The following is a 25,216-nucleotide window of genomic DNA, read 5'->3' on the forward strand; positions in this document are numbered from 1 at the left end:
CATTTGCGGTCGCGTCGCTCGACACGAACGGATTTAGCCGACGTTGCGCACCGCCAAGATCTTTTCGATCAGCACGATATCGACCGGCTTGTCGGCATCGATACACGCCTCGCCCTCGGACATCGGTACGATCTTCGCCTTGAGCCCGAAGCGCAGCCCCGCGCGTGCCACACCGTGATGGATCGTGATCAGCCGCAGCACGACGGCGAGCAACAGCGCCGGCCCGAACGCCGCGATGATCTTGAGCCCCTTTTTGCGATCGCGCTCGATCCGGCCCCAGAAATCAAGCAGCGGCAGCACCCGGCGCCCGCGCAGGCGGAACATGTTCGCGCCCGACCACCAGCCACCGCGAAACTTCAGCCAGGTACGTTTCGATTCGGGGTAGCGCGCAAGCAGCACATCGCGTTCAACCATCGCGACGGCGACGTCGCTACCATTGGCGCCTTCCAGAAACTCGGCGATCATCGATGGCGTGAGCAACACATTGTCGGCGGTCGTCACCAGCACCGCCGCGTCGCCCTCGGGCAGCGCTGCAGCGAGCGAGCTGCTGATCCCCTGCCCCGAATCCGAAAAATGCAGACCCGCGATGCCCGCGAGTTCAGGCTGCGCCGCGAGTTCGGCGCTGTTCTGCGCCAGAATCGTGATCGGCCCGACAAGCGGCGATGTGCGCAATGCCTTCACGACATAGACGAGCATCGGCTGCCCCGCGATCGGCAGCAGCGCTTTGGTAGATGCGCCCGTGCCGCTGAGCAGTGGATCGGGACCGGGGCGGCTGCCGGCCATGACGATGGCGGGGATCGTCATGGCGCAGGGGTAACGCGCCGCGCGGTCGCGCCGCGCAGAAAGTCGGTCATCTCGGGAAGGATCGGCCCTTTGTAGGAAAGCGGCCCGGTCAGCGCCATGATGACGTCGTTGTGGCTCAGCCCGTCATAGGTGCGCAGCGTAGCCGACCCGCCGACCTTGTGCATCGCCGCCGCCAGCCGCTGGCTGTTGCGCACACGCACGACGGTGTCCGCGGTGCCATGGCCCAGCCACAGCGGCGGTGCATCAGCGCGAACATATTCGATCGGCTGCGTTCGTTCGATCGGCCTGATGTCGCCCATCGCGACGTCCGCGCGGCCGCCCTTTTCAAACGGCACAAAGTCATAGGGGCCGGCAAGCGCCGCAACGCCGCGGATGACCGAGGCATCGCTGCCCGCACCCCTCATCCATTGCGGATCAAGCGCCAGCATCACTGCGTTATAGGCGCCGGCCGAATGGCCCGCCAGCGCGATGCGGTCGGGATCGCCGCCATAGCTGGCGATATGCGCGTCGGTCCACGCGACTGCTGCTGCGCTATCCTGCAAAAAATCGGGCCAATGCCCCTCCGGCACGATGCGATAGTCGGGGATGACGACGATGAAGCCCTGTTTCGCGAAGGCGCGCCCCGCAAAGCCATAATCGTCGCGCGCGCCGCTGTACCAGCCGCCGCCATACAGAAAAACGAGCACCGGCAGCCGGTCGGTCTTCTTCGTTCCCGTCGGCACCCAGATATTGAGCTTGTTGCGATCGCCGGGGCCATAGGGCTGCCCCGCCACCTGCAAGGTCGCACCGTCACCGTCGCCTAGCAGGCGGTCGCCCAGATTGAGCGACTTGGCGCCACCGGCGACAATCATCCGCGTCCCGCCGCCGAACAGCAGGATGAGCAGGATCGCGACGACAAGGAATTTGATCAAACGCGGTCCTTTGGTTTTGCGCTCTGTCATAGCGTCCGCGCCCTACAGGGCCGCGCGGCGCCGAACAAGATGGCGCGAACCTCGTACCGTCGGCACCTTTTCCACCTTCGTGCGTAAGAAAGATCATGACCGGCCCCTTCTCCCGCCCCGCGCTCCTCTGCAACAGTCAGAGCGGCAGCCACGACCCCGCGATACGCGACGCCATCGAAGAAGCGTGCCGCGCCGCCGGAACGCCGCTCGCGGCGACGTTCGAGCTACCCGACGCCGAGATCCCGGATGCCACCGAGCTCAAGCTCCAGCATATCGACCTGCTGATCGTCTGGACGGGTGACGGCACCATCAACGCCGCTGCGGCGCAGGCGGCGCGGTGGGACGGCGCGATCCTGCCGTTGCCGGGCGGGACGCTGAATCTCCTCTCGAAGGCTTTGCACGGCGACCGGCCGGCGCCAGAAATCCTGGCCGATGCACTGTCGGGCAAAGGCCGCCGCCGCGCGATCCCGACGGCGCGCTCGGATGCAGGCGAGGCGTTCATCACCGTCATCGCAGGCCCCGCGACGCGCTGGGCCGAAGTGCGCGAAACGATGCGGCAGGACGGGCTTGTCGAAGCGGGGCGCGCGGCGCCCGACGCGCTCGACAAAATGACCAACGCGCCCGGCGTGCGCGTCGCGGGACAGAGCAAATCCTATGCCGCGGTGATCCTGACCCCCACCGAAACCGGCATCCGCGCCGACGGAATCCTGACCGAAAATGCGGGCGACGTTCTGCGCCACGGCTTTGCCTGGCTCGGCGGCGACTTCCGCGACGGCCCCAGCGAGGAACTCGCGATCGGCGAGACGGTCATCCTCGAAAGCGATGCCCCGATCGGCCTTGAATATGATGGCGAGCTCGCCGAAACGCCGTCGCCCGCGCGCTTCGGTCTCGGGATGAGCGCGGTCGATTTCATCGCAACCACCTGATGCGGCTGTTCCATATCAGCGACCTCCATTTCGGGCTCGAGGATCGCCGCGCGCTCGCCTGGTTTGCCGACTGCGTGCGCGTCGAGCGGCCTGTCGCAGTGCTGATCACCGGCGATTTGACGATGCGCGCTCGATCGCATGAATTTGCTGCCGCATGCGACTGGATCGGCGCGCTCGACGTGCCGGTGACGGTCGAGGTCGGCAATCACGACCTTCCTTATTTCAACCCGCTCGCGCGCTTCTTCTGGCCCTATGAGCGCATCCGCGGGATCGAGCGGCTCGTCGAACGCGAGCTTGACCTTGCCGGGGTCGCGGTCGTGCCGCTCAAGACCACGGCGCGCGCGCAGTGGCGGCTCGACTGGTCGAAAGGCTGGGTGACGCGCGCGGCGCTGGACAGGACGCTCGCTGCACTCGACGCGCTACCGCACGGGACCGCCGCGCTCGTTACCGCGCATCATCCGCTCGTCGAAGCTGGGACGAAGGGACGCGCGCTGACCCGCGGCGGCGAACGCGCGCTGCACGAACTCGCGAGGCGCGGCGTTGCCGCGGTGCTGACCGGCCATGTCCACGACGCGTTCGATCTGATCAGGGAAACCCCCGCAGGGCCCGTCCGCATGATCGGTGCGGGGACGCTGTCGCAGCGCATCCGCTCGACGCCGCCGGGCTTCAATGAGTTGACGCTCGAAGGCACCAAAATCGACGTGCGTGTCCGAAATCTCGAGCATGTGCCGACCCCCGACATGCAGATCGGCGACGTGCCGCCCGACGCGCTGCCACCGCGTGCGCCTGGCGAGCCGGTCGCCCCTGTCGGCGCGGTGCCGCCGGTCGATCCGCCCGTGCATTGACGCGGCCCCGCATCCCGTTACGTTGCAACAAAAAACGGGATGAGAGATGATGCTGACCAAAGGCGACGATTTTCCGTTGCATCAGACCAGCGAACCGATGGCGTTCGCCGGGACCGACCGCAACTTCTACGATCGATATTTCTTCAACGGCTATAGCCCAGACGGGTCGGTTTTTTTCGCGGCCGCCATGGGCTTCTACCCGCAGCTCGGCATCGTCGACGCAAGTTTTTGCGTGCTGATCGACGGCGTTCAGCACAATCTGCGCGCCAGCCGGCGTTCGGGTGGCGAGCGGCTCGACCTGTCGGTGGGTCCGATCGCGGTCAGTATCGATGCGCCGCTGGAGATCGTGACGTTGCGAATCGCGCCCAACGATGGGCCGCTCGCGGCGGTACTGACCTTTACCGGCCGCCATTTCCCGATCGAGGAACCGCGCTTCATCCGCCGCAACGGGACGCGCCTGTTCATGGACTATACGCGCATGACGCAGAACGGCCGCTGGTCGGGGTGGCTGTCGGTCGATGGCCAACGCATCGAAGCCAGCGACGACTGGACCGGAACGCGCGACCGTAGCTGGGGCGTCCGCCCTGTCGGCGCCAGCGAGCCGCAGCCGCCGCCCGAGGGCAATTTCAACCAGTTCTTCTGGTTGTGGACACCGTGCAATTTCGGCGATCGCTCGCTCTTCTTTCACAGCAATGACGATGGCGCTGGCCAGCCGTGGAACCGCCGCGCCGTGATTGTCGGCGACGGCGGCACCGAACAGCATTTCGACGCCGCGACCTTCGATGCCGACTGGCAGTCCGGGTCGCGCCGGGTCGCCGCGATGACCGCCGATCTTGGCGCAGGCCGTTCGCTCACGTTGAACCCGACCGGCCCGGTCTTCGCGATGAGCGGGCTTGGCTATACGCATCCGCTCTGGGGTCACGGCCTCGACCATGGCGCCGACCTCGCCGTCGCAAACGACAGCCTGACCGATGCCGAGCGCGCGTGGGGCAACCCGCTCGCGATGCATATCCAGGCACTCGTCACCGCCGAACTGAGCGACGGCGGCAGCACCCATCGCGGCATCGGCGTGCTCGAACAATTGTTCGTCGGCCCGCACGCTCCCACCGGCCTCGCCGGCCTGATGGACGCCGCAGCTTGAGCTTCCCGACCTCGCCCGAGGCCATGTCGCCGGCGTGGCTCGCCGACAAGCTCGGACAGGATGCGGCGGCGTTACGCGGCTTTACCATCGCCAAGGTCGGCACCGGGCAGATGTGCGACAGTTTTCGCCTGGCGCTGGACTGGGCAAGCGCTGTCGATGCCCCCGCCACGGTCGTCGCCAAATGCCCGAGCCACGACGAAGCCAGCCGCCACATCGCCAAGCTCACCGGCACCTATGTCAAGGAAGTGAGCTGGTACCGCGAACTCGCCGCCGGCAGCGGTGTCGCTGCGCCCCTGTGCCATCATGCCGAGATCGCGCCCGACGATGTCGAATTCGTGCTGATCCTCTCCGACCTCGCCCCCGCGCGGCAGGGCGACCAGCTCGCGGGCCTTGGCCTTGCCGGGCTAGTTCCGTGTATCGAGGCCGCCGCCGGTCTGCATGCTTTGCTCTGGAACGATCCGCGCCTCGACATCTTGCCTTGGCTCGCACGCGACAATGGCGACGTGATCCGGGCGCTTTTTCCGCAGCTCTACCTTGGCTTTCGCGAACGCTACGCGACGCGCCTCGCGCCCGATGTCCTCGACCTCGGCGCCGGGATCGTCGAGCAGCTCGACGCCTATCTCTCCCGCCAGGTCGCAGCGCGGACGATCGTCCACGGCGACCTGCGTATCGACAACATCCTCTTCGCCCCCGACGGCAATGCGTGCTGGCTGGTCGACTGGCAGACGCTCGGACGGGGGAGCGGCGCGACCGACCTCGCCTATCTCGTCGGCACGAGCATCGCCGACCCCTTCGAGCGCGCCGCCGCCGATCGCCCCGCGTTCGACCATTGGATCGCGGCGCTGCGCCAACGCGGCGTCGTGCCCGACGCCGAAAGTCTGTGGACCGACTATCGCGTCGGCGCGCTCAGCGGCTATTTCATGGCGGTCTTTGCCTCGATGAGTGTCGAACGCACCGAGCGGGGCGACGAGATGTTCGCGGTGATGGCCGAACGCCCCGCGCGGCAAGCGCTGACGCTGGGCAGCCTCGACCTGCTCTGACCGGCGTCGAAGGGGTGTTTGAATACGGCCGCTAAGGTGCGCTTTAAGCCGCTCTTTACCGTTGATTGACTATGGCCGCAGTCGATGGACCATCTACCGGATATGGCGAATATCGGAATTTGGGCGCCGCCGCTGCTCACGCTTGCGGCCGTGCTGGTCGTGCTTGGCCTGACCCTGCGGTTCGCCATACCGCGCGGCCGCCGCCGCCCAGTGCGCGCCCGCGCCCTGCTCCGTGCCTTGTTGCCGCTGCGGATCATCGCCAGCGCATCGGGGCGCGCCGACATCGGCTGGTTCCTTTTCAGCACCTTCTTTTCGGCAAGCGCGCTGGGCTGGGCCCTGTGGTCGGGCGGCTGGTATGCCTCGCGGCTCGCGCCCGTCTTCGACAGCTGGTTCGGGTCCGCGCCGCTGTTTCATGCGCCGGCCTGGGTCGCGACCCTGATCATGACGCTCGCGCTCTTCCTTGCCTATGAATTCGCCTATTGGCTGAACCACAGCCTCAGCCACCGCGTCGGATGGATGTGGGAATTTCACAAGGTCCACCACACCGCCGAATCCTTGACACCGCTGACCAATTTCCGCGTTCATCCCGTCGATACGATCATCTTCTACAATATGGCGGCGGCTTCAGGCGGGCTCATGACCGTAACGATGAACCACCTTCTGGGCGGCGCGGCGCAGGCTTATCTGCTCTACGGACTCAACGCCCTGACCTTCCTCGCCAGCATTTTGTTCAGCCACCTGCAGCATACGCATTTGTGGATCAGCTTCCCGGGACGCGCAGGCCGCTGGTTCCTCAGCCCCGCGCACCACCAGATCCACCATTCGGTTCATGCCCGCCACCACGACCGCAACTTCGGATCGGCGCTGGCGATTTTCGACCGCCTGTTCGGAACGCTCTATGTCCCGGCCGCGAAGCGAGAAAAGCTGCGCTTCGGCGTCGATGGCATCGACTATGCACCGCACAGCCCGCAAGGATTGGTCCTCCATCCGTTCGTCGATGCCGCGCGGCGGCTCGCGCCGCCCGCTCGAACAGAGCGCCGCTCGGCGGTGGTTGCGGACCTGCCCTGAGCGCACGCCGCCCCGGCGCGGCGAACCGTATCGACACGAAAAAGGGCGGCCCGTTGCCGGACCGCCCTCCTCTTCTCCACCCGTCGGTGGAAAAGCTCTTAGCGCTTCGAGAACTGGAAGCTGCGGCGCGCTTTCGCCTTGCCGTACTTCTTACGCTCGACGGCGCGGCTGTCGCGGGTCAGGAAGCCGGCCGACTTCACGACGCCGCGCAGCGCGGGTTCCATGCGGGTCAGCGCCTGCGAGATGCCGTGAAGCACCGCGCCCGCCTGGCCCGACAGGCCGCCGCCCTTGACGGTCGCGACGATGTCATAGCTGCCAACGCGGTCGGTCAGACCGAAAGGCTGATTGATGACGAGGCGCAGCGTCGGACGCGCGAAATAGACTTCCTGGTCGCGGCCGTTGACGGTGATCTTGCCGGTGCCGGGCTTCAGCCACACGCGAGCGACAGCGTCCTTGCGGCGGCCGGTCGCATAAGCGCGGCCCTGCTTGTCGACGATCTTTTCGCGCAGCGGCGTGTTCGAGACCTGGGGAGCGACGGTGGCGCCTTCCACTGCGCCGCCGAGATCCTTGAGATCGGTCATGGTCTGTTCGTCAGCCATTATGCACCCACCTTGTTCTTGCGGTTCATCGACGCAACGTCGATCACTTCGGGGCTCTGCCCTTCATGCGGATGTTCGGTGCCGGCGAAGATGCGCAGGTTGCGCATCTGCTGGCGGCCGAGCGGGCCACGCGGGATCATGCGTTCGACGGCCTTTTCAAGCACGCGCTCGGGAAAGCGGCCTTCGAGAATCTTCTCGGGGCTGGTTTCCTTGATGCCGCCGGCATAGCCGGTGTGCTTGTAATAGCGCTTGTCGGCCATCTTCTTGCCGGTGAACGCCACCTTTTCCGCGTTGATGACGATGACATTGTCACCGCAATCGACGTGCGGGGTGAACGACGGCTTGTGCTTGCCGCGCAGGATGCTGGCGATGATCGATGCAACGCGGCCCACGACGAGACCGTCGGCGTCGATCAGCACCCATTTCTTTTCGACCGTCGCGGCGTTCGCCGATGCGGTCGTCTTGGTCAGCGCCTTCATCATGGCGACCTCCTTGACAGATAGGGACTTGGCAACTGGAACCAGGTCCGATTGCCCGAAACAAACCGCGCCGCCTGTCCCGAACGGACGAAGCGGCGCTTCGGAGCGGGCCAATGGCGAATGCCGCGTCGAAAGTCAACCGGAGAGCGGCTTTCCTGACGGGTATTATGATACCGTTCTATTTTGCGGCACGGTTTCGAGCGCCGATCAAGCCGTGACCGGCCGACCCAGCTTGTGGAGCGCGGCGGCCGCGATCGCGACGAGGACCGCCCCCGTCACCTGATGCAGCACCGCGATCCACATCGACACACCGCTGACCACGGTCAGGATGCCCAGCGTCATCTGCGCTGCAACCACGAGGAGCAACAGCATCGCCTCGCGACGCGCGCCACGCCGTATCAGCGTCCGCGCGAGCAACAGCAGCGCGATCGCCGCCATCCACGACCACCAGCGATGGAGAAAGTGGATCAGGAAGGGATCGTTGGTGAAGGCGAACCACGCGCCGCCGGTCCAGTCGATGCCTTGCGGCACGAAATGATCGTTCATCAGCGGCCAACTGCTCGCGACATAGCCTGCATTCAACCCGGCAACCCACGCGCCCAGAAGCAGCTGGACAAAAAGGATCGCGACCACCAGCGCAGCCGTCGCCGTCAACCGCGCCGGCCGCGCGGCGGAGTCACGTGCCAGCGCCGACAAGTCGCGCGCCGTCCAGACAAGGCCCGCAAGCAGGAACAGCGCAGTCAGCAGATGCGTCGCGAGGCGGAAGTGGCTGACGTCGGTGCGGTACTCGAGACCCGAGGCGACCATCCACCAACCGATGGCACCCTGCAGCCCGACCAGCGCGGCGAGCGCCAGCAAGCGCGAGCCATAGCCCGAGGGGATCGCGCGCCGCCACGCATACCAGGCGAGCGGCACGAGCAGCGCCATGCCGACGAGCCGCCCGAGGATGCGGTGCAGCCACTCCCAGAAAAAGATCGCCTTGAACCCGTCGAGCGTCATGCCGAGGTTGATCGCCCTATATTCGGGGATCTGCTTGTACTTCGCGAACTCGGCCTGCCATCCGGCTTCGGTGAGCGGCGGCAGCACGCCCGACACCGGCTTCCATTCGGTGATCGACAGGCCCGATTCGGTCAGGCGGGTAATGCCGCCGACGGCGACAACGCCGATCACCAGCAAGGCAACCGCCCACAGCCAGCGAGCAAGCGCGGCAGGGCGGGGATTGGAAGCTTTCGTCATCGCCCGTCCCTATCGTCGCTTGCTTCCCGATAGGCAAGAGGCCGAAGCGGCACGGGAAATTCATGGCCGCGTCAGGCACAGGCTGATATGCGGCCGCCATGCGGCGCCTGTTGCTCTCTCTCTCAGCCTTGCCAGGCCTGGTGTCGGCGCCCGCAGCCATGGCCTCTGCATCACCCGAACCGTCATCCTATTCGGCGCTCGCCGCTCTTGAAGCGCGCGTTGCGACCATCGGCTTTCGCCTCACCACCGCCAACGCCGGCTGGTGTCCGGTGCAGCAGCCGCAATTCGGCTGGATCTGGGGCGATGTGCGACTCTATGCCGCCGCCGACCGTGCTGCGGCGCGCGCGGCCTATCGCGCGGGCGACGGCGATGCCGCCTTCCTTGCCGCAGTCGCGCCGGGCTCGCCCGCTGCCAGAGCGGGGCTTGGCGTCGGCACGCCCGTGACCTCGATCGACGGTGCCGCCGCCCCGCGCGGCGAGGGTGCCGATCCTTTTGCGCGCATCACTGCGCTCGAAATGCTGTTCGCCGCGCACCCTCCCCAAGCGCCTGTGAAGATATCGGGGAACGGCAATCAGGTCGACGTCACGCCGATAGCCGGCTGCGCCAGCGACTTCCGCGTCGAGGCGGTCGACCGGCCAATGGGCATCGCCAAGGGCAGGCTGGTGCTGATCAGCAAGGGCCTTGCCGAATTCGCTGCAAGCGACGAGGAGCTCGCCGCCGCCATCGCGCACGAACTCGCCCATAATATCCTGCGTCACCGCACGCGGCTCGACGCCGCAGGGGTCGATCGCGGCCTCGGCAAGTCGTTCGGGCGCAACGCCCGGCTGTTCAAACGGACCGAGATCGAGGCTGACCGGCTGTCGGTGTGGCTGCTTGCCGGCGCGGGGTATGACCCGGACGCGGCCGTGCGGTTCTGGACGCGCTTCGGCCAGCGCAAGGGCAAGCCGCTGTTTCAGGCGGGGACGCACCCGCGCTGGCAGGATCGCGTCGCGTCCTTCGAGAACGAGATTCGCGCCATCGACGCCGCGCGCACCGCCGGGTATCCACTTGTCCCCCCGCTGATCGCCAATCCGCCACCCTTGGAATAGAGCGCGGGCCTCTTATTTAGGAACGATCCCACCCCCCAGAGAGGATCGAACCCATGACCCGTGAAACCGCGATTTTTGCCGGAGGCTGCTTCTGGTGCACCGAGGCCGTGTTCCAGTCGCTCGCGGGGGTCGATGGCGTCGAAAGCGGCTATATCGGCGGCAGCGTCGTCAACCCGACCTACAAGCAGGTGTGCGGCGGCGAAACCGGCCATGCCGAGGCGATCCGTATCACCTTCGATCCGGCCGTCCTTTCCTATGGCGATCTGCTCGACGTCCATTTCGCCACGCACGATCCGACGACGCTCAATCGTCAGGGAAATGATATCGGAACCCAGTATCGCAGCGCGCTTTTTCCGCTCGACGATGCACAGGCCGAAGCGGCGCGTGCCGGGATCGAGCGTGCGCAGGCCGACCAGTCGGCGCCGATCGTCACGACAATCGAACCGCCCGCGACCTGGTATCCGGCCGAGGATTATCATCAGGCCTATTGGGACGGTGAAGGCCAGCGCAATCCCTATTGCATGGCGGTGATCCCGCCCAAGCTCGCAAAGCTGCGCAAAGGCTTCGCCGAACGACTGCGCGCCGGTTAAGGTCGCGACCCGGCCTCCGTTTTGGCAACATATTGTTGCAAAATGGCCGCATGACGCCACATTTCCTTGACTTGACGGCGGTTTAGACTAGCGGACGCGCGCGCTTCGGGGCAGACCGTTCCCCAGCGCAGTTGGGGGTCGCTGTCGGTTGTTGGTTACGTTGTTTTTAATCGGATCGTCGTTCGCGACGCCGCAGCTGGCGATTCAATCGGCCAGCCAGACAATTGTGGAAAGCGGCGTCGACGGCGCGACGCGTAGCGTCAATCGCGTCCTGGGCGGTATCATCAGCTATGCGCGCTGGCCCGGCGAGCGGCCGGCTGCGGCGCGCACGCTCTGCCTCGTCGGCGACCCGCGCCTGACCGACCGCATTGCGCCCGCCGTCGCCGGCGGCCCGACAATCGGCGTCCGCCGCATGTCCGCCGCAGGTGTGACCAGCGACTGCGACATCATATTCCTTGGCCGCATGCCGACCGCCGATCGTCAGCGGCTGATCGCTTGGGTGCGCGGGCGCTCCGTGCTGACGATCACCGACGATGATCCCGGCTGCAGCTTCGGCGCGATGTTCTGCCTCGTCGGCCGAACCGGCAGCGTCAGCTTCTCGACCAATCTCGACTCCATCGGCCGCGGGACGCTGCGCGTCGACCCGCGCGTCCTCAAGATCGGCAGCGACGGGGGCGCACGATGACGGGCCGCGCCCCCGAACGCGCGATCGCGCACACGACGCTCCAAAAGCTGCTGTCGCGCTTTCATTTCGGGATCACGCTGTTCGCGGTAGCGCTGTCCGGCGCCACGATCCTGCTCGCCGGTGTCACGACGCTGCGCGGCTATGCCGACCGCAATATGGAGCTCGCCGCGCGGCTGGGCGCCTACGGCGTCGAGCCGGCACTGGTCTTTAATGATCCGCAAGCCGCGCGCGAGGGGCTCGCGCCGTTGACACGCCTTCCCGGCATCGCCCGCCTGCGCGTGCTCGACGACCGCGGCAGGCCGCTGTCCGAATGGACGTCTCCGGCGGGCGACCCGGCGCCTTTGCTCACCCGCTTCTTTTTTCCCCGCCCCTTCGCCGCGACCGTGCAGCGCAACGGCTCGGTGATCGGCCGGATCGAGGTATGGGGCGACAGCTCGACGCTCGTCGATTATGTCCGGCTCGGCCTGCTCGCCGGACTCGGCTGCCTGCTGGTAACGGCGCTCGGGACGATCATCCTGGCGCGGCGGTTCGAATATGAGCTGGTGAAACCGCTCAACGAAATTGCCACGGTCGCGCACGATGTCCGCCTGCACCGACGCTTCGACAAGCGCGTGCAACCGCTCGGTATTGCCGAGCTCGACCGGCTGGGCGGCGACATCAACGCGCTGCTCGACGAACTGCAGGGCTGGCAGGGCACGATGGAAAGCGAAAAGGCGATGCTCGCGCACCGCGCATCGCACGATATGCTGACCGCGATGCCCAATCGCAGCGCGTTCGACGAACAGCTGGCGCTGCGGATCCAGGCAGCGCAAAAGCGCGGCGAGCGCTTTGCGGTGCTCTTCATCGACGCCGACAATTTCAAGGCAGCGAACGACAATCACGGCCATCGCGCCGGTGACGCGCTGCTCGTCGCGCTTTCGGCGCGGATCATGGAAACGCTGCGCAAGGGCGACTTTGCGGCACGGGTCGGCGGCGACGAATTCATCGTCATCATCGACCCGCTCAATCCCGGGATCGCACCGGGGGCGCTTGTCGAACGGATCCAGGCGAGCGTATCGCGGCCGATCGCCTTGCCCGGCGGTGACGATTATCGCCTGCGTATCAGTATCGGCGTCGCCGTCTATCCCGACCACGGCGCCGATGCGACCGCGCTGCTGACAGTGGCCGACGCGGCCATGTATGCCGACAAGCTGATCAATCGACCCAAAGTCTGACGACCCGCGGAGAACCATCGTGACCCATGCCCTTCCCTCCATCCGCCTGATCATCCTGTCGCTGGTCGCCGCGCTTCTCGCGGCCTGCCAGAGCATGCCGGCGCCATCGGGTTTCAGCGCGGCGCAAGTCGGCGCGCTGAAGTCGGGCGGCTTCGTCGAAACAGGCGCCGAATGGCAGCTGACGCTGAACGAGCGCCTGCTCTTCGCGGTGAACGAGAGCGGATTGCTGCCCGAACAGATCGAACGCCTCAATATGCTGGCCCGCAATCTCTCTGCCGTCGGAATCGCCACCGCGCGCGTCGAGGGTCACACCGACTCCACCGGCACCAGCGCCTATAATCAGACGCTGTCGCTCGCGCGGGCGCAGGTGGTCGCGGCGGCACTGCAGCAAGGCGGGATGCGCTTTGCCGCCGACCAGATCGTCGGGCGCGGCGAGACTTTGCCCCTGTCGCCCAACGACACGGCCGAGGGCCGACAGGACAATCGCCGCGTCGTCGTCATCGTCACGCCGCCATAACGCTGCCATCAAGCGCTGCTTTTCTCTTCCTCTCCACCGCGCTACAGGTCCCGCATGAAACCGATCCGCAAAGCCGTTTTTCCCGTGGCCGGCCTTGGCACGCGCTTCCTTCCCGCAACCAAAGCCATCCCGAAGGAGATGCTGCCCGTCGTCGACCGGCCGCTGATCCAATATGCCGTCGACGAGGCGATCGAGGCGGGGATCGAACAGATGATCTTTGTCACCGGTCGCGGCAAAGGCGCGATCGAGGATCATTTCGACATCGCGTTCGAACTGGAAAAGACGATGTCCGAACGCGGCAAGGACCTCTCGGTCCTCGAAGCAACGCGGCTTGGGCCGGGCAATTGCGCCTATGTCCGCCAGCAGGAGCCGATGGGGCTCGGCCATGCGATCTGGTGTGCGCGCGATATCGTCGGCGACGAACCGTTCGCGATCTTCCTTCCCGACGAATTCATGCACGGATCGCCGGGCTGCATGAAACAGATGGTCGACGCCTATCACAGGGTCGGGGGCAATATGATCTCCGTTCTCGAAGTACCGCACGAACAGGTGTCGAGCTATGGCGTGATCGCGCCCGGCAAGCGTGACGGCGCGCTCACCGAAGTGACCGGCCTGGTCGAAAAGCCGAAAGCGGACGAAGCGCCGTCGAACCTGATCATCTCGGGCCGCTATATCCTGCAACCCGAAGTGATGCGCGTGCTCGAAAATCAGGAAAAGGGCGCGGGCGGCGAAATCCAGCTGACCGACGCGATGGCAACGATGATCGGGACGCAGCCGTTCCACGCCGTCACCTTCGACGGCGCACGCTATGACTGCGGGTCAAAGGCTGGCTATATCCAGGCCAATCTGGCGATCGCTCTCGAACGGCCCGACATCGCCGACGAAGTTCGCGCCTTTGCGATAGATCTTCTGAAATAGGGCGGCGGAGGCGACGACCCCCGCCGGACCCAAGCTATTCGCCCTCGATATTGGGCTTCGGAAACGTATCGGCGCCGACCGTCTTGTACAGCCAGCCGCCGAGCGCGCCCCCGACGATCGGCGCGACCCAGAACAGCCACAGCTGCTGAAGCGCCCAGCCACCGACGACCAGCGCCGGTCCGGTGCTGCGCGCCGGATTGACCGACGTGTTCGTCACCGGGATCGAGATGAGGTGGATCAGCGTCAGGCCGAGCCCGATCGCGATCGGCGCGAAACCGGCTGGCGCGCGGCCGTCGGTCGATCCCATGATGATCCACACGAAAACCGCGGTCAGCACGATCTCGATCACCAGCGCGGCGCCGATGTCATAATGGCCCGGCGAATGTTCAGCGAAGCCGTTCGCCGCGAGCCCGTTCGTCGCGAGATCATAGGCCGCATTGCCCTGCGCAACATAGAGCAGCAAAAACGCCGCGACGATCGCGCCGAGCACTTGCGCGACGACATAGAGCGGAATGTCGCGCGCATTGAACCGCCCGCCCGCCCATAACCCCACGGTGACCGCGGGGTTGAGATGGCACCCTGAAATATGGCCGATGGCATAGGCCATGGTGACGACAGTCAAACCGAAAGCCAGCGATACGCCCAGAAAACCGATGCCAAGATCGGGGAAACCGGCAGCCAGAACCGCGCTTCCGCAACCGCCGAACACAAGCCAGAATGTGCCGATAAACTCGGCCAGGCCTTTTTGGATATTTGTCATATGACCCTCCTCCCCACCGGCGGCCAGCGCCGCAGGCGCGGGAGCGAATCTATCACTCTCGCGATACACCGCAAGCCTTTGGAATCAGGCCGCCGCGACGGCAATTGCTTCCGCGTTGGTCGCGATCGCGCGGACGATCCATCGCAATCTGCTGTTCAGCAGACTGCGGCTATGCAATGCGGATCCGCCAGCAAGGGAGGCTTATATGCGCGCGATCGTCATCACTTTATTGGTCGCCCCCTTGCTCGCCGGTTGCATCAGCACGGTCGGCAAGGTCGTGACCGCGCCGGTCAAGGCCGTCGGCAAGGTCGCCGACTGGACGACCACCAGCCAGGACGAGTCCGATCGCAACCGCGGCCGTGCGATGCGCGAGCGCGAGGAAAGGCTCGGCAAGCTGTCGCGCCAGCGCGACAAGGCGACCGAAAAGTGCCGCGACGGCAATCAGGACCAGTGCGAGCGCGCCGAGATACTCGAACATGAGATCGAAGCGACGATGGCGGCGCCGATCTAGCGCACCCGCCGCCCCGTCCAGACGACGCGGCCGATCAGACGCACCGACGTCAGCGGCAGGTCGGGATAGGTCGGATATTGCGGATTGTCGCTGATCACCGATACGCGGCCCTGCCCCGGCGCGCGCGCAACGCGCTTGACCATCAGTCCGTCGTCGATGCGCAGCACATAGATTCCGTCGCGTAGTCGGGCCGCAGCGTCGCCGCCGTCGACCATGATGTCGTCGCCGTCGCTGAGGGTCGGCGCCATCGAATCGCCTTCGACGCGAATGATGCTGAGCGCGCGCGGGTCGGCGCCAAGGTCGCGCAGCCATTTGGGGTCGAACGCGACCTGGCCCTCAACCGGCTCGCCTTCGGCAATCGCGCCCGCACCCGCCGACGCACCGATCGCCAGCTTCGGCACCAACACCATGTCGGCGGCACGGGACCGCGCCGCCGTCGCGACGCGCAGGGCCGGCCCGCCGAGTAATGCTTCAGACACGCCCAGATAGGCCGCGATGCGCGCTCGATCTTCTTCGGCCAGCCGCCGCGGCGATCCACGCTTGATATATTGCTGGATATAGGCGGGGTTGCGCCCGATGCGCGCCGAAAGCTGGGCATAGTCGATGCCCCTCTCGGTCAGCAGGCGGTCGAGCGCGGCGCGCGGGTCGGGATCGAAATCGGTCATGGGGTCACGTGGCGGCTGGTCCTTCCTATTTCGTCTTTAGCAATAGGATTTTTCCTAGACAAGTAGGAAAACGCCTACCAAATAGGAAATATCCTATTGGAACGAGTCGCCGGTTCTGGCGCAAGGGAGGACGGAATGGAGCGCAGCCTGCTGCAACGGATAGAGAGCTTCCTGAAGGAGTCGCACATGCCGCCGAGCGTGTTCGGGCGCGCCGCAGTGCACGACCCGCGCCTCGTCAGCGACCTTCGCGGAGGACGCGAACCCGGCCGTCTCCTGATATGCCGTGTGGAACATTTCATGAACAAATGGCGCGCCGACTTTCATTCGGGCCGCGTCGCGCAACAGGGCGACCGCCGCGTCCGCGCGAGAGGGGGCGCATGATGCGCTGGTCGCCCGCCGCGCCTGCCCGCCCCGGCTGCCCGCACAACCGCCTGTCGCGCCTGCTCGCGGCCGAGCTTCCCAACGGCATCACCGTCGGAGCATCGACGCTTCGCCCATGGGCGAGCGCCAATTTCGTCGGCGCGCGGCATCTCTTTCCCTGCATCGGCCCCGTGCCGGCCCGGGCGCTTCAAGAAAGGCTTGCTGCGCTCGAATGGCGGCTGCCCGGCCATATCGTCGCCGACCTGTCGGTCGAGCCGGGGAATGACGATGGCCATTTTCGGATCGAGATCCTGACGGTCGAGGATTAGGGTCGGGGCCGCGCCGGGCCCTCGCGTGTCAACCGCTCGCGCGAAGGTTCATCCGCTGCAGCGTCCCGAGCGCGGCTTCAAGCGCGAAGTCGATCTCGCCTTCGCTGTCCTCCGCCTCGTCCCCGCCTCCGCCTGCGTCCACCGATGCATCGGACGTGCGGATGGCCGGACCCGCGGCCTGCGCCGGACGGCGGCGCACAAGCCCCGCCTCGAAGCGCGCGACCATGGCGCCGAGCGAATTATCTGTCGGATCGGGCATCGGCGGTCCCGCGAGTTCGGCGGGTTGCAGCCACGGCTCGGTGCCGGGCTCCGCGACCTCGACCGGCGCCAGATCGGCAAGGACCAGCTCGTCGTCGCCGAACCAGTCGGCCGGATCGAATGGCACCTTCGCCGCGGAGTCGGAGGACGGGACCAGCCCTTCGGCGGGAAGATCGCGCCCGGCGCGGATCGGCGCGCGCGGCAAGTCGTCGGGGTGCAGGTCGGCGCGGCGGCGCGGCGGAACATAATCGCCATCGGCAGCGGGAAGCTTGGTGCGTCGGCGCAGCGGCGCGCGACCCGCGTTCCCGGGCCGTGCGACGGGCCCTGCGATGAGCAGCGCGACGAACCCCGCAATCAGCGCCGCGACCGCCGCCATGGCCAGGGCCAGGATCAAGCGGGCGGCGTTGCCGACCGGCGGCAGGAAGAAATCGGACAGGCGGTCGAGATAGAGGTTCCAGCTGATGCCCGCGACCCACGCCATCGGCATCACCGCCGCGAACAAAAAGGTCAGCGCGGCGGCGCCGATCACCGCAGGCACGGCGGGGCGCAGCACACCCCACACCGGTGCCCAGCGGCCGGTCCTCGATGCTTCGCTGCCGTCGTCCATAGAATCCAGATCCATATCGTCAGGCTGCGTCGCGTGCATCGCCGCGCAACAGTCTTTGGTAAACAGGTTCGTAACGTAAAATGTTTGACGACCAGTTACGATGATTTTCGACAAAAATACGCGCCGCGCGGCGCCGCTCGGCCCACATGCCGCGCGCGCCGAGCAGGTCGGTCAGAGCCGCCGCGATCGCCGCGGGATCGTCGGGCGCGAACAATGTCCCCGTGACGCCGTCATCGATCAACTCGCGATGACCGCCGACGTCGGACGCCGCGACCAGCTTGCCCTGGGCCATCGCTTCCAGCGGTTTCAACGGCGTGACCAGATCGGTCAGCCGCATCTTCTTGCGCGGATAGGCCAGGATATCGATCAGCGAATAATAGCGCTCGACCTCTTCGTGCGGCACGCGGCCGACAAAGCGGATATGCTCGGCGACCGGCGAAGCCGCCGCCTGCGCCTTGAGCGCGATTTCCATCGGCCCGCCACCCACGAGGAGCAGCGCCGCGCGCGGCTCGCTTGCGACCAGCGCGGGCATCGCGGCAATCAGGTCGTCGATGCCTTCATAGTCGTAAAAGCTGCCGATAAATCCGATCACGCTGTCGCCGACGTCAAGGCTCAGCTTGCCGGCAAGCCAATCGTCGCGCGGCGGCGGATCACCGAACAGGTCCAGATCGACGCCATTGGGCGACACGACGATCTTCGCGGGATCGACCCCGCGCCGGATCAAATCGCCACGCAGCCCCTCGCAGATGACCGCGACGGCATCGGCCGATTTCACGGCATGGGTTTCCAGCTGGCGCGTCAGAAAATAGCGTGCGCTGCCTTCACGACCGGTGCCGTTGCCGACCGAAGCATCTTCCCAAAAGGCCCGGATCTCATAGATGACCGGAATGCCGAGCCGCTTGCCGACGCGCAGCGCGGCAAGCGCGTCGAGCACCGGCGAATGGGCGTGGAGCACATCGGGTTTCCAGTGTCTCGCCAGCACCTCGGTCCGCGCGGCAAGCGCCGCAATCTCGCGCCACTCGCGGATCGGCGACAGCCCCGGTGCGATCGGCGGCGTGCGATAAAAGGTCAGCCCGTCGATCGTCTCGACCTCGGGTCCCGGAACCGGATGGCGCACGCCCGTGATGCCTGCGACCTTCCAACCCTTCGCTGCCTGCGCTTTCATCAGCGCGCGCGTGCGAAAGGTATAGCCGCTGTGCGTCGGCAGGCTGTGATCGAGAACGTGCAGGATGCGGGTCATGGAGCCATTGCTTTGACATATAAGCCTTAACGCGGCGTCAACCCAAGCGGCGTAGAGCTGAGACAACGGGCCCTTGGGCCATGAAGGGTTTTCGGGCAAGCTGCATCGATGGTCGACAATTTTTCCATTGCGTTGACGCATGTCCTGATGGCGATCGCGCTGTGGCGCCTGCTCTATCGCGACGATCTCGATCACGAGGTCAGCCCGCGCAAGCAATGGCAGCAACATCGCGACGCCGAAACCGCCGCAAAGGATGCCCCGTCCGATGCGTGACCTCGCCTTCGTCGCCTTTCTCTTTGCTTTCATCGGGGTTGGCTTTCGCAAGCCATTCCTGTTCGTGCTGTGCTTTTGCTACATCGACATCGTCGCGCCGCAGCGGCTCAGCTATTTTCTGATCAATTCGATCCCGATCTCGCTGATCGTGTTCGGGCTCGCGATCGCCGGCTGGCTTGTGGCCGACGACAAACGCGACATGCGATGGTCGGGGCGACAGTTCCTGCTGATCGCGCTCCTTCTCTATTGCTGGATGACCACGATCAACGCCGATTTCCCGGTCGAAGCGGCCGAGAAATGGAGCTGGGTCTGGAAAGCGCTCGTCTGGGCGATCTTCCTTCCGCTGACGCTTCGAACCAAGCTCCGCATCGAATCGCTGATCCTGATCATGCTCCTCTCGGCGGGAGCCATCGCGATCGCGGGCGGGATCAAGACCGCGGGCGGCGGCGGCGGCTATGGTGAACTGCAACTGCTGCTCAACGAGAATTACGGCCTGTACGAAGGCTCGATCATGTCGGCGGTCGGCATTTCGATCATCCCGCTGATCCTCTGGTACCGGCGCCACGGCACGATCTTCCCGCCCGATTGGCGCGTTTCGCTCTTCTGCTTCGCGCTGATCTTTGCCTGCGCGCTGCTGCCGATCGGCACGCAGGCGCGCACCGGCCTAGTCTGTCTGGTCGTCCTTGCCGTGCTGTCGCTGCGCTCCGTCAAGCATCGCTTTCTCTATGTCGCGGGCGCCGTCCTGCTGACGACGGCCGCCGTTCCCTTCCTGCCGCAGAGTTTTACCGCGCGCATGGAAACGATCCGCGACCACAAATCCGACCAGTCGGCCTCGACCCGCGTCGCGGTGTGGCAGTGGACCTGGGACTATGCGAAGGAGCATCCGTTCGGTGGCGGGTTCGAGGCCTATATCCAGAACCGCGTCCGTGTCGAAAAGGCCGGCGGCGCTTACGATCCCGACAAGCCGCAGGAATCCGAAACGACGGTCTATGAAGAGCATTCGCGCGCTTATCATTCGAGCTATTTCGAAATGCTCGGCGAACAGGGCTATCCCGGCCTTGCGCTGTGGTTGCTGCTCCACGGCGTCAGCCTCGTCCAGCTGGAGCGGCTCCGCCGCCGCTATATGAAGACGCGCCGCGCCGAAGAGCAATGGATCGCGCCGCTCGCGACCGCGCTCCAGCACGGGCATATCACCTATATGATCGGCTCGCTGTTCGTCGGCATCGCCTTCCAGCCCTTCATCTACATGATGCTCGCACTCGAAATGGGGCTTTCGACCTATGTCCGCCGCCGCGAGCAGGAGTCGGGCTGGCGCCCGCTGACCGCGCGGCCGGCGCAGGTTCCGGCGCGCCACGCCTTTCCGGATGCGCCTTGATCAGGGAACCATAGGCGGCGGCTGGGCGCTAATGTCCCATGCTCACTTCCACCCCCGCCGCGCGCCTGATCCATGTCGATGACAGCCTGCCGGGTATCGGCCGCGAGCGCATGGGCGACAGCTGGCGCTATCGCGACGCCAAGGGAAAGATCATTCGCGACGCCGACGAAGTCCGGCGCCTGAACGCCATAGCGCTGCCCCCGGCTTACGAAGACGCTTGGTTTTGCCCGGCCGCCAACGGCCACATCCTCGCCACCGGCTATGACGCCCGCGGGCGCAAGCAATATCGCTATCACCCGGATTTCCGTCTGGCGCAGGATGCCGACAAATATGACCGCTGCGCCGCCTTCGGCCATGCGCTGCCACTGCTCCGCGCGCGGCTCGAGGGCGATCTTGCGCGCCGCACGCTCTGTCAGGAGCGGATCGTCGGCGCGGTCGTGCGCCTGCTCGACCTCGCAGCGCTTCGCGTCGGCAACGAACAATATGTCGCCGCGAACAACAGCTTCGGCGCGACGACCTTGCGTCAGCGCCATGCGACGCTGTCGGGCCAGACGCTCCGCCTCAGCTACCGCGCCAAGGGCGGCGCGAAGAAGGACGTGACGATCAGCGACCGCAATCTGACGACGCTCGTCCGCCGTTTGCAGGATCTGCCGGGTCAGAAACTCTTCCAGTATCAGGATGGCGACATGCTCTCCGCCGTCGGCTCCGAAGAGGTCAACGCCTATATCCGCGACGCCATGGGCGATGCGTTCAGCGCGAAGCATTTCCGCACCTGGTCGGCCAGCGTCGAGGCTTATTCCTTCCTCTATGACGCGCCCGAACCGCCGACCCTGAAAGCGATGCTCGAACAGGTTGCCGACCGCCTCGGCAACACCCCGGCGATCGCGCGCAAGGCCTATGTCCACCCCGCGATGCTCGCCGCGGCGCAGGAACGCGGCGATTTCGCCGCGGCCGCCGGGCCGCTGCCGCGCGCGACCAAATATCTTTCGCGGTACGAACGCGGCTTTTTGACCTATCTGGAGCGCGCGCCCGACGCCGCGGCGTTGCTTCGCTCCGCCTGATCCGCCAAGAGGATTACGTGACTTTCTCCTTTCTTGCCGCTGCGCAGACCGCTGCGACCAAAGCCGCCGCGACGCTCGCGGTTCCGGCGAGCGATCCGCTCACCGACCTGCGTCATTATTGGGATGTCAGCGTCGCCTGGGTGAACAGCCACTGGCTGCAGATCGGCATCGCGATCGGCGCCGGCCTGCTCATCTATTTCCTGCTGTCGATGATCCGCACCTTTGCGCTCAAACATGCGCAGTCGGCCGAAGGCGATCTTTCACTGACCCACATCGCCGGGCGCGTGATCCACAAGACGAAATCGACCGTCATCGCGATCATCGCGATCCGCATGGTTGCGGGCTATGCGCAGCCGCCCGCCGCGATCATGCAGGTCATCCAGTTCGTCTTTACCGTCGCGGTAGTGTTGCAAGTCGCGATCTGGGTGCGCGAGATCATCCTCGGCCTGATCCAGCGCCGCGCCGCCGAGGGCAATAACGAGACGCTCAGCAATGCGATGGGGATCATCCGCCTGCTGATCAGCGTCGCGCTGTTCGCGGTCGCAACGATCGTCATCCTCGACAATATGGGGGTCAATGTCACCGGCCTGATCGCCGGACTCGGCATCGGCGGCATTGCGATTGGCCTGGCCGCGCAGGGCATATTCTCCGACCTGTTCGCGTCGCTCTCGATCATCTTCGACCGCCCGTTTCGCGTCGGCGAGACGATCAGATACGACACCAGCACCGCGACGGTCGAACGCATCGGGCTCAAGAGCACGCGGCTGCGCTCGGTCAACGGCGAGCTTCTCGTCATCTCGAACACCAATCTCCTTGCGAAGGAGATCACCAATTTCGCGCATCTGCACCGCCGCCGCGTGACCTTTGCGATCGGCGTCATCTATCAGACGACGCCCGCGATGCTGCGCGACCTGCCGGCGTTGCTAGAGGAACAGGTCAAGGCCGCGGGACAGGAGTTCATCCGCTCGAGCTTCGTTACGTTCGGCCCGTCGAGCCTCGATTTCGAGCTGCTCTTCGACGTCTTCACCGAAGAATTCGAGGCGGTGGTCGCGGCGCGAACCGAGGTCGCGATCCGCCTGTTCGAGGCGATGGCGAAAGCGGGCTATCAGTTCGCCTATCCGACGCAAACGACCTTCACGGCCGCGCCCGACGGCACGATGATCATGCCCTATGCCGAGTCTGCGAAGCCCAGGGCCAGCGCCGCAAAGACGGCCAAGCCCGGCTGACGCTACGGCGCCTTGGCGCGACCGCTAGGGCCTTGTGCAACGCGGCAAGACAGGCCTAGAACGCGCCCCGAACCAAATATCGAGGGGATGGAATATGGCCAGCATCACGCCGCAGGAACTGCAAACCAAAGTGGGCGAGCATCTGGGCACATCCGATTGGGTGCTGGTCGATCAGGAGATGATCAACAAATTCGCCGACGCCACCGGCGACCATCAGTTCATCCATATCGACGAGGAAAAGGCCAAGCTCACGCCGTTCGGCGGCACGATCGCTCACGGCTTCCTGACCCTGTCGCTGATGCCGATGCTCGGCCAGAGCACCGACGGCCCCAAGGTCGGCGGGGTGAAGATGGGCGTCAATTACGGTTGCAACAAAGTCCGCTTCCTGTCGCCCGTCCGCTCTGGCAAGCGCGTGCGCAGCCACATCAAGCTGCTCGAGCTGGAGGAAAAGCGCCCCGGCCAATGGCAGCAGACCAATGAGGTGACCGTCGAGATCGAGGGCGAGGAAAAGCCCGCCCTGATCGCCGAATGGATCAGCCAGTTTTTCGTTTGAATGACTCCCCTCCCGCTTGCGGGAGGGGTCGGGGGAGGGCCTGTTGGCCGCGACTGCCCTGACATGCCCCACCCGAACCCTCCCCTGAACGGGAGGGCTTAAGTAAGAAGGATCATCATCATGCGTGACGCCGTCATCGTTTCCACCGCCCGCACCCCGCTGACCAAGGCGGGACGCGGCTCGTTCAACAACACCCTTGCCCCGACGCTGGGCGCCCATGCGGTCCGCGCCGCGGTCGAGCGTGCCGGAGTCGAAGGCGGCGAGATCGACGATGTCGTCTTCGGCGCCGCGATGCAGCAGGGATCGCAGACGATGAACGTCGCGCGCCTCATCGCGCTGCGCGCTGGCCTGCCCGTCACCGTCCCCGGCATGTCGATCGACCGCCAATGCTCGTCGGGCCTGATGACGATCGCGACGGCCGCGAAGCAGATCATCGTCGACCGCCAGGACATCGCGGTGGCCGGCGGCATCGAGTCGATCTCGAAGGTCAGCGGCAGCGGCAAGGTGTTCATCGAGACCGACGCCGAGCTGATCGCGATGCACAAGGACACCTATATGCCGATGATCGGCACCGCAGAGGTCGTCGCCAAGCGTTACAATATCAGCCGCGAAGCGCAGGATGAATATTCGTTCCAGTCGCAGCAGCGCACCGCCGCCGCGCAGGCCGCGGGAAAATATGACGACGAGATCGTCGCCTGCAACGCGACCATGGCGGTCGTGAACAAGGAAACGAAGGAAGTCAGCTTCCAGGACGTCGTCGCGAACAAGGACGAGTGCAACCGTCCCGACACGACGCTCGAAGGCCTGCTCAGCCTGAAGCCGGTGATGGGCGAAGGCTTTTCGATCACCGCGGGTAACGCCAGCCAGCTCGCCGACGGCGCGTCAGCCGCAGTCCTGATGGAAGCCAAGGTCGCCGAAAAGAAGGGCCTTCAGCCGCTTGGCCGCTATGTCGGCATGGCGGTCGCGGGCACCGAGCCCGACGAAATGGGCATCGGCCCCGTCTTCGCGATCCCGAAGCTGCTCGAACGCTTCGACCTCAAGATGAGCGACATCGGCCTCTGGGAACTCAACGAAGCCTTTGCTGTGCAGGTCCTCTATTGCCGCGACACGCTCGGCATCCCGAACGAGCTGCTCAACGTCAACGGCGGCTCGATCTCGATCGGCCATCCCTTCGGCATGACCGGTGCGCGCTGCGTCGGCCACGCGCTGATCGAGGGCAAGCGCCGCGGCGTCAAATATGCCGTCGTCACCATGTGCATCGGCGGCGGCCAGGGTGCAGCGGGCCTGTTCGAGGTCTTCTGATTTGCGGCCCCTGTAAATGAGACTTCGCCATCCGCGTATCGAGCCGGTCGACCTGGACCGGCTCGATAGCGACCAGCGCGACGCGCTCGCGCCGTTTCTGGGCGGCGACGGCGGCAAGGTCGGCGGCGGCCGGGTGCTCAACATCTTCCGCACGCTCGCGCATGCGCCGAAGGCACTCACCGCCTTCCTCGGTTGGGGCAGTTATATCCTTTCGCGCCGCAACGCCTTGTCGGAACGCGACCGCGAACTCGTGATCCTGCGCACCGGCTATAACTGCCGTTCGGGTTATGAATGGACGCAGCACAAGCGCATCGGACTCGATAGCGGTCTCACCGCCGAAGAGATCGAACGCATCAAGGCGGGTCCCGACGCCGCGGGCTGGAGCGAGATCGACTGCGCGATGCTCCGCGCCACCGACGATCTCACCGCCGATCATTTCGTCAGCGACGCCAGCTGGGCAGCGCTTTCGCCGCTTGGCGACAAGGGCCGCATGGACCTGGTCATGACCGTCGGCCAATATACGCAAGTATCGATGATGCTGAACAGCTTCGGCATCCAGGTAGAAGACGGCTGGGAGGTCGACCCCGACCTCGAAGCATAGGACA

At 65.7% G+C, this 25,216-nt stretch carries 30 protein-coding genes; 21 read left to right on the plus strand and 9 right to left on the minus strand.

Annotation, left to right across the window (positions count from 1 at the left end):
* Positions 1-33: 33 nt before the first annotated feature.
* Positions 34-804, minus strand: coding sequence for a nucleotidyltransferase family protein (locus ACO055_RS08550; protein WP_422062162.1), 771 nt, complete (start codon positions 802-804; stop codon positions 34-36).
* Positions 801-1,745: an alpha/beta hydrolase gene (locus tag ACO055_RS08555; protein WP_422062163.1), complete on the minus strand. Its 945-nt coding sequence runs from the start codon at positions 1,743-1,745 to the stop codon at positions 801-803. The genes ACO055_RS08550 and ACO055_RS08555 overlap by 4 nt, the downstream gene beginning before the upstream one ends.
* 95 nt (positions 1,746-1,840) lie before the next feature.
* Between ACO055_RS08555 and ACO055_RS08560 the strand changes: the two genes are divergently transcribed.
* The 5 genes from ACO055_RS08560 to ACO055_RS08580 all read left to right on the plus strand — a co-directional run bounded on the left by ACO055_RS08560 (position 1,841) and on the right by ACO055_RS08580 (position 6,765).
* Positions 1,841-2,671 (plus strand): diacylglycerol/lipid kinase family protein, encoded by an 831-nt coding sequence (locus ACO055_RS08560; RefSeq protein WP_422062164.1) that lies wholly within the window; start codon positions 1,841-1,843, stop codon positions 2,669-2,671.
* Positions 2,671-3,516, plus strand: coding sequence for a metallophosphoesterase family protein (locus ACO055_RS08565; protein WP_422062165.1), 846 nt, complete (start codon positions 2,671-2,673; stop codon positions 3,514-3,516). The genes ACO055_RS08560 and ACO055_RS08565 overlap by 1 nt, the downstream gene beginning before the upstream one ends.
* Positions 3,517-3,562: 46 nt before the next feature.
* Complete coding sequence (locus tag ACO055_RS08570) at positions 3,563-4,657, plus strand: hypothetical protein (protein ID WP_422062166.1); 1,095 nt, start codon at positions 3,563-3,565, stop codon at positions 4,655-4,657.
* Positions 4,654-5,697, plus strand: a complete 1,044-nt coding sequence (locus ACO055_RS08575) for a phosphotransferase (protein ID WP_422062167.1) — start codon at positions 4,654-4,656, stop codon at positions 5,695-5,697. Before ACO055_RS08570 ends, ACO055_RS08575 begins: the two co-directional genes overlap by 4 nt.
* Positions 5,698-5,781: 84 nt before the next feature.
* Complete coding sequence (locus tag ACO055_RS08580) at positions 5,782-6,765, plus strand: sterol desaturase family protein (protein WP_422062168.1); 984 nt, start codon at positions 5,782-5,784, stop codon at positions 6,763-6,765.
* Between the two features lie 98 nt (positions 6,766-6,863).
* Here the strand turns inward: ACO055_RS08580 and rpsI are convergent, their stop codons facing one another.
* The 3 genes from rpsI to ACO055_RS08595 form a co-directional block, all read right to left on the minus strand.
* Positions 6,864-7,364 (minus strand): 30S ribosomal protein S9, encoded by a 501-nt coding sequence (rpsI, locus tag ACO055_RS08585; protein WP_422062169.1) that lies wholly within the window; start codon positions 7,362-7,364, stop codon positions 6,864-6,866.
* Positions 7,364-7,843, minus strand: a complete 480-nt coding sequence (gene rplM / locus ACO055_RS08590) for a 50S ribosomal protein L13 (RefSeq protein ID WP_422062447.1) — start codon at positions 7,841-7,843, stop codon at positions 7,364-7,366. Before rplM ends, rpsI begins: the two co-directional genes overlap by 1 nt.
* 207 nt (positions 7,844-8,050) lie before the next feature.
* A complete protein-coding gene (locus ACO055_RS08595; RefSeq protein WP_422062170.1) occupies positions 8,051-9,079 on the minus strand; it encodes a COX15/CtaA family protein in 1,029 nt (342 codons plus the stop codon).
* A gap of 158 nt (positions 9,080-9,237) precedes the next feature.
* Here ACO055_RS08595 and ACO055_RS08600 point away from each other — a divergent pair, with 158 nt between their 5' ends.
* From ACO055_RS08600 to galU, 6 genes are all read left to right on the plus strand, one after another.
* Positions 9,238-10,167 (plus strand): M48 family metalloprotease, encoded by a 930-nt coding sequence (locus tag ACO055_RS08600; RefSeq protein WP_422062171.1) that lies wholly within the window; start codon positions 9,238-9,240, stop codon positions 10,165-10,167.
* Positions 10,168-10,220: 53 nt separating this feature from the next.
* Entirely contained in the window at positions 10,221-10,757 is a 537-nt protein-coding gene (gene msrA, locus ACO055_RS08605; RefSeq protein ID WP_422062172.1) for a peptide-methionine (S)-S-oxide reductase MsrA, read from the plus strand.
* A gap of 160 nt (positions 10,758-10,917) precedes the next feature.
* The gene (locus ACO055_RS08610) at positions 10,918-11,442 is read left to right on the plus strand and encodes a YfiR family protein (RefSeq protein WP_422062173.1); all 525 of its coding nucleotides are present in this window, start codon (positions 10,918-10,920) and stop codon (positions 11,440-11,442) included.
* Entirely contained in the window at positions 11,439-12,656 is a 1,218-nt protein-coding gene (locus tag ACO055_RS08615) for a diguanylate cyclase domain-containing protein (RefSeq protein ID WP_422062174.1), read from the plus strand. The genes ACO055_RS08610 and ACO055_RS08615 overlap by 4 nt, the downstream gene beginning before the upstream one ends.
* Positions 12,657-12,675: 19 nt before the next feature.
* Positions 12,676-13,173, plus strand: a complete 498-nt coding sequence (locus ACO055_RS08620; protein ID WP_422062175.1) for an OmpA family protein — start codon at positions 12,676-12,678, stop codon at positions 13,171-13,173.
* A gap of 54 nt (positions 13,174-13,227) precedes the next feature.
* The gene (gene galU, locus ACO055_RS08625; protein ID WP_422062176.1) at positions 13,228-14,091 is read left to right on the plus strand and encodes a UTP--glucose-1-phosphate uridylyltransferase GalU; all 864 of its coding nucleotides are present in this window, start codon (positions 13,228-13,230) and stop codon (positions 14,089-14,091) included.
* A 34-nt stretch (positions 14,092-14,125) separates the two neighbouring features.
* Here galU and aqpZ read toward each other — a convergent pair whose 3' ends face one another.
* A complete protein-coding gene (gene aqpZ, locus ACO055_RS08630; RefSeq protein ID WP_422062177.1) occupies positions 14,126-14,851 on the minus strand; it encodes an aquaporin Z in 726 nt (241 codons plus the stop codon).
* 205 nt (positions 14,852-15,056) lie between these two features.
* Between aqpZ and ACO055_RS08635 the strand changes: the two genes are divergently transcribed.
* Entirely contained in the window at positions 15,057-15,362 is a 306-nt protein-coding gene (locus ACO055_RS08635) for a hypothetical protein (RefSeq protein ID WP_422062178.1), read from the plus strand.
* Here ACO055_RS08635 and ACO055_RS08640 read toward each other — a convergent pair.
* Positions 15,359-16,027, minus strand: a complete 669-nt coding sequence (locus tag ACO055_RS08640) for a LexA family transcriptional regulator (RefSeq protein ID WP_422062179.1) — start codon at positions 16,025-16,027, stop codon at positions 15,359-15,361. The genes ACO055_RS08635 and ACO055_RS08640 overlap by 4 nt on opposite strands.
* Positions 16,028-16,162: 135 nt before the next feature.
* On the opposite strand from ACO055_RS08640, the gene ACO055_RS08645 reads away from it, so the two are divergent.
* Positions 16,163-16,408, plus strand: coding sequence for a hypothetical protein (locus ACO055_RS08645; RefSeq protein ID WP_422062180.1), 246 nt, complete (start codon positions 16,163-16,165; stop codon positions 16,406-16,408).
* Positions 16,405-16,716, plus strand: a complete 312-nt coding sequence (locus ACO055_RS08650; RefSeq protein ID WP_422062181.1) for a hypothetical protein — start codon at positions 16,405-16,407, stop codon at positions 16,714-16,716. The genes ACO055_RS08645 and ACO055_RS08650 overlap by 4 nt, the downstream gene beginning before the upstream one ends.
* Before the next feature lie 28 nt (positions 16,717-16,744).
* Here ACO055_RS08650 and ACO055_RS08655 read toward each other — a convergent pair whose 3' ends face one another.
* Together ACO055_RS08655 and ACO055_RS08660 are read right to left on the minus strand one after the other, a co-directional pair.
* Positions 16,745-17,596: a hypothetical protein gene (locus ACO055_RS08655; protein ID WP_422062182.1), complete on the minus strand. Its 852-nt coding sequence runs from the start codon at positions 17,594-17,596 to the stop codon at positions 16,745-16,747.
* A 4-nt stretch (positions 17,597-17,600) separates the two neighbouring features.
* Positions 17,601-18,821: a TIGR04063 family PEP-CTERM/XrtA system glycosyltransferase gene (locus tag ACO055_RS08660; RefSeq protein WP_422062183.1), complete on the minus strand. Its 1,221-nt coding sequence runs from the start codon at positions 18,819-18,821 to the stop codon at positions 17,601-17,603.
* A 108-nt stretch (positions 18,822-18,929) separates the two neighbouring features.
* Between ACO055_RS08660 and ACO055_RS08665 the strand changes: the two genes are divergently transcribed.
* From ACO055_RS08665 to ACO055_RS08695, 7 genes are all read left to right on the plus strand, one after another.
* Positions 18,930-19,094 carry a hypothetical protein gene (locus ACO055_RS08665; protein WP_422062184.1) on the plus strand — a complete coding sequence of 55 codons (165 nt, stop codon included), beginning with the start codon at positions 18,930-18,932 and terminating at the stop codon, positions 19,092-19,094.
* Positions 19,087-20,469 (plus strand): putative O-glycosylation ligase, exosortase A system-associated, encoded by a 1,383-nt coding sequence (locus ACO055_RS08670; RefSeq protein ID WP_422062185.1) that lies wholly within the window; start codon positions 19,087-19,089, stop codon positions 20,467-20,469. Before ACO055_RS08665 ends, ACO055_RS08670 begins: the two co-directional genes overlap by 8 nt.
* A 38-nt stretch (positions 20,470-20,507) precedes the next feature.
* Positions 20,508-21,530 (plus strand): DNA topoisomerase IB, encoded by a 1,023-nt coding sequence (locus ACO055_RS08675; RefSeq protein ID WP_422062186.1) that lies wholly within the window; start codon positions 20,508-20,510, stop codon positions 21,528-21,530.
* 17 nt (positions 21,531-21,547) lie between these two features.
* The gene (locus tag ACO055_RS08680) at positions 21,548-22,756 is read left to right on the plus strand and encodes a mechanosensitive ion channel family protein (protein WP_422062187.1); all 1,209 of its coding nucleotides are present in this window, start codon (positions 21,548-21,550) and stop codon (positions 22,754-22,756) included.
* A gap of 94 nt (positions 22,757-22,850) precedes the next feature.
* Complete coding sequence (locus tag ACO055_RS08685) at positions 22,851-23,309, plus strand: MaoC family dehydratase (protein ID WP_422062188.1); 459 nt, start codon at positions 22,851-22,853, stop codon at positions 23,307-23,309.
* 120 nt (positions 23,310-23,429) lie between these two features.
* Positions 23,430-24,611: an acetyl-CoA C-acyltransferase gene (locus ACO055_RS08690; protein ID WP_422062189.1), complete on the plus strand. Its 1,182-nt coding sequence runs from the start codon at positions 23,430-23,432 to the stop codon at positions 24,609-24,611.
* Positions 24,612-24,627: 16 nt separating this feature from the next.
* Entirely contained in the window at positions 24,628-25,212 is a 585-nt protein-coding gene (locus tag ACO055_RS08695) for a carboxymuconolactone decarboxylase family protein (RefSeq protein ID WP_422062190.1), read from the plus strand.
* The last annotated feature ends 4 nt before the right edge of the window (positions 25,213-25,216 follow it).

The sequence above is a fragment of the Sphingopyxis sp. genome, from assembly GCF_965227415.1.
Lineage (GTDB): Bacteria > Pseudomonadota > Alphaproteobacteria > Sphingomonadales > Sphingomonadaceae > Sphingopyxis.

Bases quoted from the DNA above. Each gene is read 5' to 3' on its own strand.
- ACO055_RS08550 (WP_422062162.1), bottom strand. From the start codon at position 804: ATGACGATCCCCGCCATCGTCATGGCCGGCAGCCGCCCCGGTCCCGAT.
- ACO055_RS08555 (WP_422062163.1), bottom strand. From the start codon at position 1,745: ATGACAGAGCGCAAAACCAAAGGACCGCGTTTGATCAAATTCCTTGTC.
- ACO055_RS08560 (WP_422062164.1), top strand. From the start codon at position 1,841: ATGACCGGCCCCTTCTCCCGCCCCGCGCTCCTCTGCAACAGTCAGAGC.
- ACO055_RS08565 (WP_422062165.1), top strand. From the start codon at position 2,671: ATGCGGCTGTTCCATATCAGCGACCTCCATTTCGGGCTCGAGGATCGC.
- ACO055_RS08570 (WP_422062166.1), top strand. From the start codon at position 3,563: ATGATGCTGACCAAAGGCGACGATTTTCCGTTGCATCAGACCAGCGAA.
- ACO055_RS08580 (WP_422062168.1), top strand. From the start codon at position 5,782: ATGGACCATCTACCGGATATGGCGAATATCGGAATTTGGGCGCCGCCG.
- rpsI (WP_422062169.1), bottom strand. From the start codon at position 7,364: ATGGCTGACGAACAGACCATGACCGATCTCAAGGATCTCGGCGGCGCA.
- rplM (WP_422062447.1), bottom strand. From the start codon at position 7,843: ATGAAGGCGCTGACCAAGACGACCGCATCGGCGAACGCCGCGACGGTC.
- ACO055_RS08595 (WP_422062170.1), bottom strand. From the start codon at position 9,079: ATGACGAAAGCTTCCAATCCCCGCCCTGCCGCGCTTGCTCGCTGGCTG.
- ACO055_RS08600 (WP_422062171.1), top strand. From the start codon at position 9,238: ATGGCCTCTGCATCACCCGAACCGTCATCCTATTCGGCGCTCGCCGCT.
- msrA (WP_422062172.1), top strand. From the start codon at position 10,221: ATGACCCGTGAAACCGCGATTTTTGCCGGAGGCTGCTTCTGGTGCACC.
- ACO055_RS08615 (WP_422062174.1), top strand. From the start codon at position 11,439: ATGACGGGCCGCGCCCCCGAACGCGCGATCGCGCACACGACGCTCCAA.
- galU (WP_422062176.1), top strand. From the start codon at position 13,228: ATGAAACCGATCCGCAAAGCCGTTTTTCCCGTGGCCGGCCTTGGCACG.
- aqpZ (WP_422062177.1), bottom strand. From the start codon at position 14,851: ATGACAAATATCCAAAAAGGCCTGGCCGAGTTTATCGGCACATTCTGG.
- ACO055_RS08635 (WP_422062178.1), top strand. From the start codon at position 15,057: ATGCGCGCGATCGTCATCACTTTATTGGTCGCCCCCTTGCTCGCCGGT.
- ACO055_RS08640 (WP_422062179.1), bottom strand. From the start codon at position 16,027: ATGACCGATTTCGATCCCGACCCGCGCGCCGCGCTCGACCGCCTGCTG.
- ACO055_RS08645 (WP_422062180.1), top strand. From the start codon at position 16,163: ATGGAGCGCAGCCTGCTGCAACGGATAGAGAGCTTCCTGAAGGAGTCG.
- ACO055_RS08650 (WP_422062181.1), top strand. From the start codon at position 16,405: ATGATGCGCTGGTCGCCCGCCGCGCCTGCCCGCCCCGGCTGCCCGCAC.
- ACO055_RS08655 (WP_422062182.1), bottom strand. From the start codon at position 17,596: ATGGATCTGGATTCTATGGACGACGGCAGCGAAGCATCGAGGACCGGC.
- ACO055_RS08660 (WP_422062183.1), bottom strand. From the start codon at position 18,821: ATGACCCGCATCCTGCACGTTCTCGATCACAGCCTGCCGACGCACAGC.
- ACO055_RS08665 (WP_422062184.1), top strand. From the start codon at position 18,930: ATGGTCGACAATTTTTCCATTGCGTTGACGCATGTCCTGATGGCGATC.
- ACO055_RS08670 (WP_422062185.1), top strand. From the start codon at position 19,087: ATGCGTGACCTCGCCTTCGTCGCCTTTCTCTTTGCTTTCATCGGGGTT.
- ACO055_RS08675 (WP_422062186.1), top strand. From the start codon at position 20,508: ATGCTCACTTCCACCCCCGCCGCGCGCCTGATCCATGTCGATGACAGC.
- ACO055_RS08685 (WP_422062188.1), top strand. From the start codon at position 22,851: ATGGCCAGCATCACGCCGCAGGAACTGCAAACCAAAGTGGGCGAGCAT.
- ACO055_RS08690 (WP_422062189.1), top strand. From the start codon at position 23,430: ATGCGTGACGCCGTCATCGTTTCCACCGCCCGCACCCCGCTGACCAAG.
- ACO055_RS08695 (WP_422062190.1), top strand. From the start codon at position 24,628: ATGAGACTTCGCCATCCGCGTATCGAGCCGGTCGACCTGGACCGGCTC.